The sequence below is a fragment of the Bradyrhizobium sp. CCGUVB4N genome, from assembly GCF_024199945.1.
GTDB lineage: Bacteria > Pseudomonadota > Alphaproteobacteria > Rhizobiales > Xanthobacteraceae > Bradyrhizobium.
Window position 1 is genome coordinate 7,540,253 of record NZ_JANADP010000001.1, and the last position, 14,527, is coordinate 7,554,779.

Sequence of the window (14,527 nt, forward strand, 5' to 3'; positions counted from 1 at the left end):
GCTGGCTATTTGTGTGCGGGCCCCCGGCCCGCATCGTCCTGTTTGGTAACGTGGCAACACTCTGACGGTCAATGACGTCGGGTTGCAGTTTATATCGATTGTAAGTTGCTGCGGTTGGAATGCGCCTCGCGCCGCTTATACAAACAAGCAGCACCTGAAATTTCGAAAGCGCATCGCGAGACCCATGTCAGCCGCATCCGGAGACAGCATCAACGACGCCGGAGGGCACGTGGAAAACCCTTCTGCAACAACGCGAACCCTGATGATGCGGGGCAATCGCATCGACAGCCGCGAGCTGTTTGCCACCGAGCGCGAGATCATGATCGCACACGGCGAGGACAACTATCGCCTTCGCCTGACCTCGCAGAACAAGCTGATCCTGACGAAGTAGACCGCAATGACATTTTGTCGCACCCTGCTGTATCTGCTGCTGGCCGGTACGATCACACGCGCGCCCGCCGCCAACGCGGCCGGCATCGTCGTGCATGACGCACGCAACCGTGACGTCGCGGTCAACGACATCGCGCGCACGGTCGCGATCGGCGGCGCCATCACCGAGATCCTCTATGCACTCGGGCTCGAGAGCCGGCTGGTCGGCGTCGATACCACGAGCCTCTATCCGGCAGCCGCGCTGCACGACAAGCCGAACGTCGGCTACATGCGCCAGATCTCGGCGGAAGGCGTGCTCGGCCTCAACCCGACGCTGATCCTCGCGATCCAGGGCTCGGGCCCGCGCGAGACCATGGATCTCCTCGATACCGCAAAGGTGCCGCTGGTGCTGGTGCCCGAGACCTTCTCCGAGGACGGCCTGATCGAGAAGATCAGGCTGGTCGGCCATGCCATGGGTGTCGATGCGCGCGCCGAATGCCTGAGCACTGCGGTCAGTGCCGATCTCGCCGAGCTTCGCGCGCTGCGCGCCAAGGTGACCAAGCCGGTGCGCGTGATGTTCGTGATGTCACTCCAGAACGGGCGCGCCATGGTCGCGGGCCACAAGACGGCGGCCGACGAGATCATCCAGCTCGCAGGCGCAGCCAACGCCGTCGACGATTACGACGGCTACAAGATCATCGGCGACGAAGCGATCGTCGCGGCCAAGCCCGACGTGGTGCTGTCGATCGAGCGCGGCAAGGACTCGCTCCAGGCCGACGCGGTCTACACCCATCCCGGCTTCGCCCTGACGCCGGTCGCGGCCAACAAGAGTTTTGTGACGATGGACGGGCTCTATCTGCTCGGCTTCGGACCGCGCACGGCGGCGGCGGCGCGCGATCTCTCGGTCAAGCTCTATCCGGCGTTGGCTGATGGCGCATTCACATCGGCTTTGTCGGCGGCGAATTGCCGGCAATGAGCGCGGCGGTCGAGACCGAGGCGCGGGGACCTCGACGTCGCACAGGACGGCGCTCCGCATCGCTGGCGATTCCGCTTCTGCTCATCGTGCTCATCGCCGCCGCAATCGTCGCGCTGACCGTCGGCGCGGCCGGCATTCCGCTCGCCCGGCTGCCGGCCGCGCTCGGCCTTGTCGCGGACGGCGCCGCGACGACAGTCACCGCCCGCGACCAGCTTGTGCTGTGGTCGATCCGCATTCCCCGGATCGCGGCGACCGCGATGGTCGGCGGACTTCTTGCGGCCGCCGGCGCAATCATGCAGGGGCTGTTTCGCAATCCGCTCGCCGATCCGGCGCTGGTCGGCGTCTCCAGCGGTGGCGCGCTCGCGGCTGCATGCGCGATCGTCTTCACCGATTCGCGCTTCGGCGAGACGTTTCGTTTCCTCCAGACCGAGCTGTTGCCGCTCGCGGCCTTTGCGGGATCGCTGGTCACGACCGCGATTCTTTACGGCATCTCCAGCCGTGCCGGCAGAACATCGATTGCGATCTTCCTGCTCGCCGGCGTCGCCATTACCGCCATCACCAACGCCGGCATCGGGCTTCTGGTGTTCATCGCCGACGACCGCCAGCTCCGTGACATCACGTTCTGGATGCTGGGCTCGATGAGCGGCGCAACCTGGACCAAGGCCGCGGTGCTCGCGCCGGTCCTCGCGGCCGGGCTCGCCGCCTGCGCCTTCATCGCACGCGGCCTCGATCTGCTGGTGCTCGGCGAAGCCGATGCCTTTCACGGTGGCGTCGATGTCGAGCGCCTGAAACGGATCGCGATCGTGATGGTCTCCGCCATGACCGGCGTCGCAGTGTCGATCAGCGGCGTCATCGGCTTCGTCGGCATCGTCGTGCCGCATCTGTTGCGCCTCGTCATTGGCCCCGCGCATCGCCTGCTGCTGCCGGCCTCGGTGCTGCTGGGCGCGATCCTGATGGTCGGCGCCGATACGCTGGCACGCACCATCGTGGCGCCGGCCGAGATGCCGATCGGCATTTTGACCGCGGCGGTCGGCGCGCCGGTCTTCCTCGGCATCCTGCTGCGGCAACGCGGGCTCGCCTCACTATGAGCGCCGTGATCGAGGCGCGTGCTTTGAGCAAACGCGCCGGCCGCGCGAGGCTGCTCGATGACGTCAGCCTCGGCGTCACAGCCGGCGAGATGGTTGCCATCATCGGCCCGAACGGCGCCGGCAAGTCGACGCTGCTGCGACTGCTCTCCGGCGATCTCCGCCCGAGCGAGGGCGAGGTCAAGCTGAAGCAGCGCGACATCAGCCTCTATACCCCGCGCGAGCTTGCCGCGCGCCGCGTGATGCTGTCCCAGCACATCAACGTCACCTTCCCCTTCACCGTCGAGGAGATCGTGCTGATGGGCGCGGGCGATCGCAGCCCGCGCGAGGCGGGCCGGCTGGTCGACGCCGCGCTCGATGAAGTCGGCCTGTCGCATTTCCGCGAACGGAAGTTGCCGACGCTATCAGGCGGCGAGCAGCAACGCGCCCATTTCGCCCGCGTGCTGGTGCAGCTCGCCTGTGGCGAGGCCGAGCACGGACCCGGGCTGCTGCTGCTGGACGAACCGACCTCGAGCCTGGATCTGCGCCATCAGATCGACCTGGTCGAAGCCGCGCGCCGCCGCGCGGCCGGCGGCACGGCGGTCATCGCGATCCTGCACGATCTCAATCTCGCGATCCGCTTTGCCGACCGGCTGATCGTGCTGAACGGCGGCAAGCTCGCCGCCGATGGCCCGCGCACCGACATCGTCACCCGCGAAACCATCCGCGACATCTTCGAGATCGACACCGTCGTCCATCAGGCCGACGGCGTGCCTTATGTGCTGCCGCAGTCGATGCGGGCGGTTGTGCCTGCGCCGCGATGAAGGTGCGCTCCCTCGCCCCGCTTGCGGGGAGAGGGTTGGGGTGAGGGGGAGTCTCCGCAACGACGGTGAGAGTTGGACTCGCGGAGAGTCCCCCTCACCCGGAATACGCGCTTACAGCGCGCATTCCGACCTCTCCCCGCAAGCGGGGCGAGGTAAGGCAGCGCCGCCGACCGCGAGAAACTAGCCCGACGGCACGATCACCATGCTCTTGTCCTTCGGCCAGCGGACGCGCCAGGCGAAGTTGATGTCCTTGACCTCACCGGGCTTGGCGTCGAACGACCATTCCAGTACGCCGCGCCTGTCGCGGAGATCCTTTGCCGTGGGCGGCGTGGTCGCCGGCAGCATCTCGACGACGATCTCCTCGTTCTCGCTGACCGGGAGCTGATCCTCGATCGCGACGTGGATCGGGAAGTCATGACCATTGCGAACAGTGGTCTTGAAGGCACGCTCGTCGGTCTTCGACGTCGTCACGATCAGGCCTGCCGAGCCCTCATTGCGCTTGAGCACCGCACGCTCGATCTTGACCTTGTCGTCGGCGCCGAAGCCGAGCCGCACGATATCGTCCTTGGCCGAGGCCGAGAGCTTGCCACGACCGACGAAGATGCCGTCGCGGTAGATCGCGACCTTGCCCGGCAGCAACGTCGCATCGTCAGTCTGCTTGAAACTGGCTTCGAGGAACGCGGTGGGATCCAGCACCGGCGCGGCACGCACCGCCAGATCGGCGGGCACGCTCATCGAGGCGATGCGCAGGCTCTTGGCGCCTTCGGCGGCACCGAGGCTGACGCGGCCGGGAATCTTGAAGGTGGCCTGGAAGTCGCCGATCTCGGCAACCGCTTGCTGTTCGTCGGCACGTTGGGCCGGCAGATCAAATTGATCCTTGTCTCGTGCCGCCTCCACCTTCCGTAACATCGGTGCCGTGGCGGGCGCGGGCATCGCCATGTCCTGGGCCTGGCCCAGCGCACGGGGCTTCGGCAGCTGCGGATATTGCGCCACCAGCGAGCCCAGCTCAGGCGCGCTGCCGCCACGGGCGATGCGGACGGTGGAAACACCCAGCGTGACGTTGGACCAATCCTCGCCGGTCGACTGCGTGACCTCGGCGCGACGGACCAGCTCGAGCTGCGGCTTGCGGTCCTTGGCGCCGGTATCGAGCCGGGCGTCATAGAGCGGCAGCCAGCGCGCATTGCGCACGGCATAAGTGACCCGCAGCGTTGCCTTCGTCGCGGCTGCGGAGGCGATGTCGATGCGAACCTCGAGCTTGCTGGGCGGCTTGGCCGACCGGTCGGCTTCGAGTTGCGCGATCTGGCGATCGATCTCGCGCTGCTTTCGCGAAGCATCCCGGATCGCCGTTTCTGCCGCCGCGACTTCCTCGGCCACCGCGGTAAAGGCCGCACGCCATTCGGTGATCGGGCGCGCCTCGCCCTTCTCGCCGAGACCGGCGGGTGAGGCTTCGGCGAAGCGCTGCGCGAATTTGCGCCGGGCGGCCGCGGCATCGATCGCGCCTTGCAAATCGGCACGCTCGTCCTTGAGCGCCTCGATGCGCTTGTCGAGCTCAGGGAGATTCACCGGCGGCGCCGCACGCGGCGGCCGCGCATCGATCGTGCCGATGGTGAGTTTTGCACCCGCCTCGCCCTCGACGCGGAGCGAGGACGGGTCGAGCGAGAGCGGAAAATCCTTTGCGACCAGGGTGCTGTCGCCGGAGGCGAGATCGATCGCGATCACGCGGGTGACGGTGGCGCCATCAGGATAGACGGTGACGGTGTCGATGGCCGATGTGGCGTCCACATCGGCGGCCCATGAGGGCGCGGCGAGCGCCGTGGTCACCAGGACCAGGCTCGTCGTCGCCAGACATCTTGCGATCGTGCGCATAAACTTCTCCCTGCCGATATCGCCGCGCCGCCAGCCGGACGCTGCGAAAACATGCCACGCCATCGCGGTGAGACGCGGCAGGGAAGGAACTGGTTCGATTGGGGTTTCCGTTGGGCGCGGCTGCGGCAGCACCATGGCCGCGGAACGCGTCACCGCGCCGCGGCACAACCGGGGCTCAGAAGCCGAGGCCAGGCTGCTTGTTCAGGCTTGGCTTGTTCAGGCCTGGCTCGGCGAACCCTGGCCGAAGATGCGGCGGAGCAAATCGGTCACGTTGCGGGCGCCGGCCTTCTTCAAAATGCTGGCACGATAACCCTCGACCGTGCGTGCGCTCAGATGCATGCGACGGGCGACCTCCTTGTTGGTTAGACCGGCGGCAAGATGCACCAGCACGTCGTTCTCGCGCGCGGTCAGGGGTTCGCAACTGGGCAGCCAGCGGTGCCTGGTCGAATCCGGCTGGGCCGACTCGTCGATCGCGGCATCGATCCGGTCGACGACATCGCGGGTGCGAAACGGCTTCTCGATGAAGTCGGCCGCGCCGCTCTTGATCGCGTCGACCGCCATGGCGATGCTGCCGTTCGCCGAGGTCACCAGGACCGGCGCCATGCAGTTTTCCTCGCGCAGGCGCTTGAGCACCTCGAGGGCGGAGCGATCCGGCGGCATCTCCAGCAACACGCAGGCCGGCATCCGCGCCTTGGCTTCCGACAGCAGCGACGCGCCGTCGGCGAAGCAGATCACGTCATAAGCACTCTGCTGGAGCGCGTTGGACAATTGTTCGCGGGAGGCGGCGTCGGTTTCAATGACGAATACCTCACCCTTGGAAAGCATGTTTCCCGGCATAATCCCGATCCAGTAATGTCTTGGTCAAATGATTTGAGACAGCCGGGGGCCCCATCGCGCCCCGCCGTCATGAGCACGGCATTCACGCCGGTGCTTCGCTTTCCCTTATGTATGTTCCGCCCTGTTCCCGGATTTGACGGATCGGGACAGAAACTTTACATTTCGGGACATCTGCGGGAATGGCTGACAGGAACGGGTCGCATGACCGACCTCATTCGCAGCGCAGGCTTGAGTTGTTACCCGGAGGTCGCCCGGTCGGTCGGGCTCGACCCCAGGCAGATGATGCGCAAGGTCAGACTGCCGCTGACCGTCCTCGACAAGCCCGATACACCCATCGCGGTCCCGGCCTTACGTCGCTTGCTCGAATTGTCGGCAGAAGCCTCCGGTGCCGAAGATTTCGGCTTGCGGCTCGCCGAGCGCGGCGGCCTGACCAATTTCGGCGCGGTCGGCCTGATCGTGCGGGAACAGGCGACCGTCGGCGAGGCGATCGAAGCGTTCTCCCGCTTCATCCATGTTCATCACGACGGCATGAAGCTCGACGTCGTCAGGGACAAGCAGACCGTGACCGTCACATTGCATCTGCGCGGCCGGCAACCGACGGCCCCGCGCCAGTCGATCGACATGGCGCTGGGCAGCGTCCATCGCATCATCCAGTCGCTGTTCGGAAGTGACTGGCGGCCGCAGGAGGTGCACCTGCACTACCCGCCGCCGCACGACCGCAAGCGCTACCGCGACTTCTATGGCTGCCGCGTGATCTTCAACGCGGAGGAGGACTCGATCCAGTTGTCGGCGCACGACATGGAACGGCGGATCCCGAGCGCGCATCCCCTGATCGCAAGCTATCTGCGCAAACGCATCGAAGCGATCGAAACCCGGCCGGCAAGCTGGGAGCAGAAAGTCGACGAGGTCGTGCGCAGTCTGCTCGCGAGCGGCGATTGCACGGTCGAACGCGTGGCCGAGCATCTTGCCTGCACCCGCCGCACCATTCACCGGCACCTCGCCGAAGCCGGCACCAGCTTCTCGGCGATCCTGGATGCGCAGCGCGCCGATCTCGTGATCCAGCTGATCGAGGACCCCGGCCGGCCGCTGGCGGATATCGCCGCACAGCTCGGCTTCTCGGCGCAGAGCGCGATGGCGCGCTGGTTCCGCGGCCGCTTCGGCTGCACCATCACCGACTGGCGCAAGGGCGTACGGCCGCCGACGGCGAACGCAGCCTGACTCAGCGTGCCGGGGCCGGCACGCCCATGATGGCGAGTGCACGCCGGGGGCTGCCGGCAAGCAGCGGTCCGAACGCGGCGGCAAAGCCGAGGAACGCGACGATCCAGCCGCAGGCGGCAATGTGCAGCAGCACATCGCCATGCGCCGGCAGTATTACGGCAGCAACCCGCGCCAACGCCGCGACGATGATCGCGACATAGATGACTTGCGTCGCCAGTGATGCCGTCAGCGCCTGCCCGGTATGGCCAAGGCTCGCGCGCGTCATCACCGCGAGCGTCATCACTCCGGCGGCGCCCGTCATCCAGGCGTGAATGCCGGCACTCGGCGGCAGCGCGCCGAAACCAGCCAGGGCGTTCAGGAGGAAGCCGAGCGGCACGAACGCGTAGCCGACATGCAGGATCAGCAGCAGCCGCTCGCGCGTGGTGCGATCGCCGGCCCAACGCGCGAGCCGCACCAGATGCAGCAAGCCGACAAGTGCCATCGCGACAGCGGTGATCGCATTCAGCGGCGCCACGATCCATGCGATGAGCGTCAGCGCACTCAACCCGACCACCACGCCGTCAAACCGCCCGAACGGCACCGGCAGGCGGCCAGGGTTGAACTTGACCAGCCAGTTACGGGTGAAGCTCGGAATGATGCGACCGCCGATCAGCGAGATCAGCAGCACGACCACGCCGATACCGACGCGGATGCTGACATCGGCAGCGCCCTCGTAATGCGCTTCGAGATGGAAGGCGACATTGCCTGATAGCAGCAGCAGCACGAGCACTACGACGGGCAGATTGCGCCAGTTTCCGCCGGCGATGATCTCGCGCGTTGCGGCCGCAACGACCAGCGCCAGGAAGGCCGCGTCGACGGCGAGTGCGAACGCCCAGCCGATCTCGGCGGACAGAACCACCGCCCCGCGCCCGGCAAGCCAGACCACCAGCAGCGCGCCCAGCGACGTGCCCTGGATCGGCAGCCGTCCGGTCCAGTTCGGGATCGCCGTGAACAGGAACCCGGTGATCACAGCCGGCAGGAAGCCGTAGAGCATCTCGTGGACGTGCCAGTCCCGCGGCGCGAAGGCCGACGTCACTGAGAGCTCGCCATAGAACATCGGCAGCCAGACCAGGATCGACAGCCCGGCCTGGATCGCGGCGAGCAGGAAAAAGGGCCGAAAGCTGTTCGCAAACAGCGGCCAGCCCTGAGGGTTACGGGATCGGGCGCCAGCCATGGGGCAACTCCTGTGAATTCGGACCGTCGGCTGGAAAAATACTGCCGTCCGGCCGGTCCGTTTTGCGCTATCGCAAACACCCCGACGATTGCAGGTGCCATCACACTCCCTGATGCCAAGGAGGCAGTATGGCCAAGGTCGACACATCGCTGGTTGCGCATTTGCCGCTGTTTGCCGGCGTCAAGCCGGAAGACCTCGAGGAGATCCTGCGCGAGGCCCGATCGGTGCGCTATCCCAGGAACACCGCCATCTTCGAGCAGGGCGCGGATGCGCAATCCTTCTTCCTGCTGCTGCATGGGCATGTCCGCGCGGCCAAGACCACACCGACCGGCGAGCAGATCGTGGTGCGCTATGTCGCGCCCGGTGAAACCTTCGGACTGGCGATGGCGATCGGTGCCGCGCAATATCCGGCGACCGCCATGGCGGTCGATGACAGCGTCGCGCTGATCTGGCCGAATTCGGCCTGGCCGCGGCTGATCGAGCGGTTTCCGGCGCTTGCCGCCAACACGATGCAGACGGTCGGCAAACGGCTGCAGGAGAGCCACACCCGCATCCTGGAAATGTCGACCCAGCAGGTCGAGCAGCGCGTCGCGCATGCACTGCTGCGGCTCGCCAGCCAATCCGGCAAGAAGCTCGATCGCGGTATCGAGATCGATTTCCCGATCAGTCGCCAGGACATCGCGCAGATGACCGGCACCACGCTGCACACGGTGAGCCGCATCCTCAGCGGCTGGGAGAGCCAGGGGCTGGTCGAGAGCGGCCGCCAGCGCATCATCCTGCGCGATCCGCACCGGATCGTCGTGCTGGCAGAACGCAATCCGGACAGTGGTGCGGCCTGACGATAGGGGTGAGGGCGCCTCCGCTTACGGCGAAAGCTCGCCCTCACCCGGGAGGCTGCGCGCCCCCGCGCAGACTCCAATTCGCCTCATGCCGGCACGCATTCGCTCAGCGCGGCGAGAAACTTGTCGCGGTCGATGCCGTGCTCGCGGCAAGCATCGTCCACGGTGTGGAAGGTCGCGATCGGACAGCCGACACAGGCCATCCTGAAGGCGAGGAACACGCGGATCGTGTGCGGCGCCGCACGCATGATATCATCGACCAGATCGTCGGATCGGAAGGGCATGGACAACTCCGTTCCGAACAGACGATAGCGGAGCGGGGCTGCGTTTCTTTGCTGAAGCGCAAGCTGGCGGCGACTACACCGCCCGGCTGTGCAACTGCTTGCCCGGATCCAGATGCGCATCGAACGCGGCGGCCACGCTGCGGACCAGGAAGCGCGAGTCGCTCGCGACCGCGAGGCGATCGCCGTCGAGCCTGACGACGCCATCCGAGATCAGCGGCTTCAGCCGCGGCGCGGATTGCAGCATCGCCTCCGACTTCGCGCCATGGCGCGCGCAGATGTCGCCGAGATCGGCGCCGAACTCGCACATGATGCGCTCGATGATGTCGGCACGCAGCCGGTCGTCATCGGTGAGCCCATAGCCTTTCGCGGTGGCGAGGCGGCCATCCGCAATGCGTTGCGCATAGGCACCGATCTGCACCGCGTTCTGGACATAGCCCTGCGGCAGATGTCCGATCGCGCTGGCGCCAAAGCCGAGCAGCACCTCGCTCTGATCGGTGGTGTAACCCTGGAAATTGCGCCGCAGCGTCCCCTGCTCGAAAGCCACCGCCATGGCGTCATCGGGACGCGCGAAATGATCGAGCCCGATCTGCACATAGCCGGCCTCCTTCAGCGCGTTGGCGATGGCGCAAGCCTGGTCGTGGCGCGCGAGGCCGTCCGGCAGATGCTCCTCATTGATCATGCGCTGGTGCTTCTTGAAATCGGGCACATGCGCGTAGCCGAACACCGAGAAGCGGGCCGGCGCCAGTTCGAGCGAGCGCCGCACCGTGTCCAGGCACGATGCGATCGTCTGGTGCGGCAGGCCGTAGATCAGGTCGAAATTGATCCCCCTGATGCCGGCGCGCTGGAGCATGTCGACGACGGAGGCCGTCTGCTCAAAGCTCTGCACCCGGTTGATCGCGCGCTGCACGACCGGATCGAAACTCTGCACGCCGAGGCTCGCGCGGTTGACGCCGGAGAGCCGCATGGCCTCCACCATCTCCGATGTCAGCGTGCGCGGATCGATCTCGACCGCGATCTCGGCCGAGGGCAGCACGAAGAACGCGTGGCGCATCGCTGCCATCAACTCCGCAAAGGCCTCCGGCGCCATGATCGTCGGGGTACCGCCGCCGAAATGGATGTGCTCGACCTTGATGCGGCGCCCGATGGCCTCGGCGACCCCTGAGATTTCACTGCGCAGCGTCCGCTGATAGGCAGCGATCAGCCCGTCGCGGCGAACGATCTGGGTATGGCAGCCGCAATACCAGCACATCTCGCGACAGAACGGCACGTGCAGATAAAGCGATGCGCTGGCGCCCGCGGGCAGCTCGGACAGCCAGCGTGCGTAGGCGTCGGCACCAACCGCCGGCGAGAAGTGCGGCGCTGTCGGATAGCTCGTGTAGCGCGGCAGTCTCTCTTCGCCGTAGCTCGCTGCGAGATCAGTCCTCATATCTTACCCATTCGTCGATTGATGCCGCCTGCGGATACGGCAAGCTGCGAATGGCACTGGATTACCCGCTTTCGAACCCGCGACCTTGCGCTCGCTCAAAGTCCGGGCGCCGTACCGCACATCGGAAAACCTCTTAAGGAATTCACCGGAGGCGAATCCGGCGAAAGCTTGTCGCAGCGCAAATACTCTTGCCGCAACAGGCGCACACTGCATCCGTCATCAAAACCCTTTCACATGAAGGATGCCTAGCGATGTTCACCCGCAGAGCCGCATTGATCAGCGCCGCCGCGACCGCTCTGATGCTCGCGACACCCGCCTTCGCTGCCAGCGATCTCAAGCTGCCGCGGCAGAAGGTCGAGCTGGTCGCCCCGCCCTTCGTGCACGCGCACGAGCAGGCCACGACACAAGCGCCCAAGATCATGGAATTCAGGATGACCATCGAGGAGAAGAAGGTGGTCATCGACGACAAGGGCACGACCTTCCAGGCGATGACCTTCAACGGCTCGATGCCGGGCCCGCTGATGGTCGTGCATGAAGGCGACTATGTCGAGCTGACGCTGGTCAATCCCGCAACCAACAGCATGCCGCACAACATCGACTTCCACTCCGCAACCGGTGCGCTCGGCGGCGCCGAGCTCACGCTGGTCAATCCCGGCGAGCAGGTCGTGCTGCGCTGGAAGGCAACGCGGACCGGCGTGTTCGTCTATCACTGCGCCCCGGGCGGCCCGATGATCCCCTGGCATGTCGTCTCCGGCATGAACGGCGCCGTGATGGTGCTGCCGCGCGACGGGCTGAACGACGGCAAGGGCCACGCGCTGAAATACGACAAGATCTATTATGTCGGCGAGCAGGACATATACGTGCCGCGCGACGAGAAGGGCAATTTCAAATCCTACGACTCGCCGGGCGAAGCCTTCACCGACACCGAGGAGGTGATGAAGAAGCTGATCCCCTCGCACGTCGTGTTCAACGGCAAGGTCGGCGCGCTTACCGGCAAGAACGCGCTGACGGCCAAGGTCGGCGAGAACGTGCTGATCGTGCATTCGCAGGCCAATCGCGACAGCCGTCCGCATCTGATCGGCGGCCATGGCGACTATGTCTGGGAGACCGGAAAATTCTCCAACCCGCCGGAGACCGGGCTCGAGACCTGGTTCATCCGTGGCGGCTCGGCGGGAGCCGCGATGTACAAGTTCCTGCAGCCCGGCATCTATGCCTATGTCACGCACAACCTGATCGAGGCCGCCGACCTCGGCGCCACCGCGCACTTCAAGGTCGAAGGCAAGTGGAACGATGATCTGATGACCCAGGTGAAGGCGCCTGCTGAGATACCGGCTCCCAATACCAACTAGACGCGACAAGGGGCCGGCCATCGCCGGCCCCTTCTTCTTTCGGGGGAAAGTCATGCTGATTGCATTCAAGCTCAAATTGCTCCTCGCCTGTGCAGCCGGGTTCGCAGGACCGCTGGCCGTTGCGCCGCTGGTCTCCGAGATGTCGATGCGCGGCACGCAGGGCGAGCCTGTGATCGTCGAGATCGTGGCGGGCAGCTTCGCCTATCGCGAGGCCGGCGACTTCACGCGCGCCGGGCAGCAGGCCGAGGCGCCGCTGCGCACACTGCAGTTCACGCGGCCGCTTCACATCATGCGCGAGCAGGTCTCCTCCGCCGACTACCAGCTTTGCGTGCGTGACGGCGAATGCCACGCGCTCGATCGCGGCGTGACGATCGCGCCCGACCGCCCCGCGGTGCAGGTGAGCTGGCACGATGCACAGGCCTATGCCAGCTGGCTGTCGCGCAGGACCGGCCATCACTATCGCCTGCCGAGCGATGCGGAATGGGCTTTCGCGGCGGGCTCCCGATTCAAGGACGATGGCGCGCCGGTCGACGCGGACGATCCCGCGAAGCGCTGGATCAGCCGCTATGAGCGCGAATCCGAACGCGACCTGTCCGACACCACCGCCTATCCGTTCGGCAAGTTCGGCCTGAACGAGCGCGGCGTGTCCGATCTCGCCGGCAATGTCTGGGAGTGGACCTCGACCTGCTTCGTGCGCTCGCGCGTCGACGCTTCAGGCAATGCCGGCCGCCCGACGGTGAATTGCGGCGTGCGCGTCGCCGAAGGCGCGCATCGCGCCTATGTCACGGACTTCATCCGCGACGCCCGTGCCGGCGGCTGCGCGCAAGGCGTGCCGCCCGCCAATCTCGGCTTCCGCCTCGTGCGCGAGGAGCGGTCGTGGGTGGCGAGCGTGTCGGCCCGGTGGGGCAAGGTGTGGGCGAGGTCGTAACCACACACGCCGTCGGCGCGGCGCGATCAAATCGCGCGCGCAAACATCCGAAAGCCCGGCGCGCCGACGATCGCCTCGAACGCGGGATCGCGTTTCTCTTCCGCAAGGACGAAGCCGGCCCTGGCATAGGCGCGCTCGGCCGGCTCGTTGCCGATCAGGAACGAGATCGTCGCGCGGGCAAAGCCGGCCGCCCGCCCCTTCTCCAGCGCATGGGCGATCAGCGCCTGCACCAGGCCGCGGCCGCGATAGGCAGGATCGGTTGCGACGTGCTCGATCATCCAGTCGCCTTCGCCGCCCTGCACCCAGCAGGCCCGCGTGTAGGCGGCGCGCTGGCGGATGGCATCCAGCTCTGAAGCCGAAAGCCCGGTCGCAAAGCCGACTTCCTCGACCGCGCGCCAGGCCGAGAGCCCGGTGTTCGCCGCAGGCACGGCGCAGAGCGCCGCGACCGGCTTCCCGTCGATCTCAGCAACCAGGAACTGCGAGACGTGCCACATCGACACCGTGCGTGCCGTCGTCACGCGCGCGATGAAATCGAGGCATTGGGATTCGGGCCAACCGAGCGCGACGTCGAACCAGCCGCGCGACCGGTAGCCGCGCATCGATGACAGGATGATTCCTGCGATGAAATCGGCGTCTTCGGGACGCGCAGACCGTATCGTCATGCGCGCCCCTTGCGACGACCTTACGTGTTCTTCAGCGCGACGCGGAATTCGGCTTCGGTCTTGGCCTTGACCTCGTCGAGCGTGACGCCGTCGGCGAGCTCGATCAGCGCCATGCCGCCGTCGCCGTGCTTGTCAATGGTAAAGACGGCGAGATCGGTGACGACCATGTCGACCACGCGCTCGCCGGTCAGCGGCAGATTGCACTTCTTCAGGAGCTTGGCGCCGTCCTTGGCGGAATGCTCCATCACCACGACGACGCGCTTGACGCCGGCGACGAGGTCCATCGCGCCGCCCATGCCCTTGACCATCTTGCCGGGGATCATCCAGTTGGCGAGATCGCCGTTCTGGGCCACCTGCATGGCGCCGAGGATCGACAGATCCATGTGGCCGCCGCGGATCATGCCGAAGGAATCCGCGCTGGAGAAATAGGAGGTCGACGGCAGCTCGCTCACGGTCTGCTTGCCGGCGTTGATCAGATCGGCGTCCTCTTCGCCCTCATAGGGGAACGGGCCCATGCCGAGCATGCCGTTCTCGCTCTGGAGGCTGACGTCGACGCCGTCGGGGATATAGTTCGAGACCAACGTCGGGATGCCGATGCCGAGATTGACGTAATAGCCGTCACGCAATTCCTTCGCGGCGCGCGCAGCCATCTGTTCACGGGTCCAGGCCATG

Annotated in this window: 15 protein-coding genes; 8 read left to right on the forward strand and 7 right to left on the reverse strand. The window is 66.2% G+C overall.

The window, feature by feature from the left end; genetic code table 11:
• The first annotated feature begins 184 nt into the window (after positions 1-184).
• Genes NLM31_RS35055 through NLM31_RS35070 form a run of 4 tightly spaced genes read left to right on the forward strand, consistent with a single transcriptional unit; the run spans position 185 to position 3,233 of the window.
• On the forward strand, positions 185-391 hold the full coding sequence (locus NLM31_RS35055; RefSeq protein WP_254133827.1) for a hemin uptake protein HemP: 207 nt from the start codon (positions 185-187) through the stop codon (positions 389-391).
• A gap of 6 nt (positions 392-397) precedes the next feature.
• Positions 398-1,345 (forward strand): hemin ABC transporter substrate-binding protein, encoded by a 948-nt coding sequence (locus NLM31_RS35060; protein ID WP_254195210.1) that lies wholly within the window; start codon positions 398-400, stop codon positions 1,343-1,345.
• Complete coding sequence (locus NLM31_RS35065; RefSeq protein ID WP_254195211.1) at positions 1,342-2,433, forward strand: iron ABC transporter permease; 1,092 nt, start codon at positions 1,342-1,344, stop codon at positions 2,431-2,433. Before NLM31_RS35060 ends, NLM31_RS35065 begins: the two co-directional genes overlap by 4 nt.
• Complete coding sequence (locus NLM31_RS35070; protein WP_254195212.1) at positions 2,430-3,233, forward strand: heme ABC transporter ATP-binding protein; 804 nt, start codon at positions 2,430-2,432, stop codon at positions 3,231-3,233. Before NLM31_RS35065 ends, NLM31_RS35070 begins: the two co-directional genes overlap by 4 nt.
• Positions 3,234-3,413: 180 nt before the next feature.
• Here the strand turns inward: NLM31_RS35070 and NLM31_RS35075 are convergent, their stop codons facing one another.
• Both NLM31_RS35075 and NLM31_RS35080 read right to left on the reverse strand, forming a co-directional pair.
• The gene (locus tag NLM31_RS35075; RefSeq protein ID WP_254195213.1) at positions 3,414-5,099 is read right to left on the reverse strand and encodes a mucoidy inhibitor MuiA family protein; all 1,686 of its coding nucleotides are present in this window, start codon (positions 5,097-5,099) and stop codon (positions 3,414-3,416) included.
• 216 nt (positions 5,100-5,315) lie between these two features.
• A complete protein-coding gene (locus tag NLM31_RS35080) occupies positions 5,316-5,936 on the reverse strand; it encodes a response regulator transcription factor (RefSeq protein WP_254133832.1) in 621 nt (206 codons plus the stop codon).
• Between the two features lie 201 nt (positions 5,937-6,137).
• Here NLM31_RS35080 and NLM31_RS35085 point away from each other — a divergent pair, with 201 nt between their 5' ends.
• Complete coding sequence (locus NLM31_RS35085; RefSeq protein WP_254195214.1) at positions 6,138-7,154, forward strand: AraC family transcriptional regulator; 1,017 nt, start codon at positions 6,138-6,140, stop codon at positions 7,152-7,154.
• A gap of 1 nt (position 7,155) precedes the next feature.
• On the opposite strand, the gene NLM31_RS35090 is transcribed toward NLM31_RS35085, so the two are convergent.
• The gene (locus NLM31_RS35090) at positions 7,156-8,367 is read right to left on the reverse strand and encodes an NnrS family protein (protein ID WP_254195215.1); all 1,212 of its coding nucleotides are present in this window, start codon (positions 8,365-8,367) and stop codon (positions 7,156-7,158) included.
• Positions 8,368-8,495: 128 nt separating this feature from the next.
• On the opposite strand from NLM31_RS35090, the gene NLM31_RS35095 reads away from it, so the two are divergent.
• Positions 8,496-9,206, forward strand: a complete 711-nt coding sequence (locus tag NLM31_RS35095) for a Crp/Fnr family transcriptional regulator (RefSeq protein WP_254195216.1) — start codon at positions 8,496-8,498, stop codon at positions 9,204-9,206.
• 86 nt (positions 9,207-9,292) lie between these two features.
• Here NLM31_RS35095 and NLM31_RS35100 read toward each other — a convergent pair whose 3' ends face one another.
• Together NLM31_RS35100 and hemN are read right to left on the reverse strand one after the other, a co-directional pair.
• Positions 9,293-9,490 (reverse strand): DUF1858 domain-containing protein, encoded by a 198-nt coding sequence (locus NLM31_RS35100; protein WP_234680425.1) that lies wholly within the window; start codon positions 9,488-9,490, stop codon positions 9,293-9,295.
• A gap of 73 nt (positions 9,491-9,563) precedes the next feature.
• Complete coding sequence (hemN, locus tag NLM31_RS35105) at positions 9,564-10,916, reverse strand: oxygen-independent coproporphyrinogen III oxidase (protein ID WP_254195217.1); 1,353 nt, start codon at positions 10,914-10,916, stop codon at positions 9,564-9,566.
• A 251-nt stretch (positions 10,917-11,167) separates the two neighbouring features.
• Between hemN and nirK the strand changes: the two genes are divergently transcribed.
• Together nirK and NLM31_RS35115 are read left to right on the forward strand one after the other, a co-directional pair.
• Positions 11,168-12,265, forward strand: a complete 1,098-nt coding sequence (nirK, locus tag NLM31_RS35110) for a copper-containing nitrite reductase (protein WP_254195218.1) — start codon at positions 11,168-11,170, stop codon at positions 12,263-12,265.
• A 52-nt stretch (positions 12,266-12,317) separates the two neighbouring features.
• Positions 12,318-13,193 (forward strand): SUMF1/EgtB/PvdO family nonheme iron enzyme, encoded by an 876-nt coding sequence (locus NLM31_RS35115; protein ID WP_254195219.1) that lies wholly within the window; start codon positions 12,318-12,320, stop codon positions 13,191-13,193.
• A 26-nt stretch (positions 13,194-13,219) separates the two neighbouring features.
• Here the strand turns inward: NLM31_RS35115 and NLM31_RS35120 are convergent, their stop codons facing one another.
• Both NLM31_RS35120 and NLM31_RS35125 read right to left on the reverse strand, forming a co-directional pair.
• Positions 13,220-13,855: a GNAT family N-acetyltransferase gene (locus tag NLM31_RS35120; RefSeq protein ID WP_254195220.1), complete on the reverse strand. Its 636-nt coding sequence runs from the start codon at positions 13,853-13,855 to the stop codon at positions 13,220-13,222.
• 20 nt (positions 13,856-13,875) lie between these two features.
• Positions 13,876-14,526 carry a CoA transferase subunit B gene (locus NLM31_RS35125; protein ID WP_212298191.1) on the reverse strand — a complete coding sequence of 217 codons (651 nt, stop codon included), beginning with the start codon at positions 14,524-14,526 and terminating at the stop codon, positions 13,876-13,878.
• Position 14,527 lies beyond the last annotated feature (1 nt).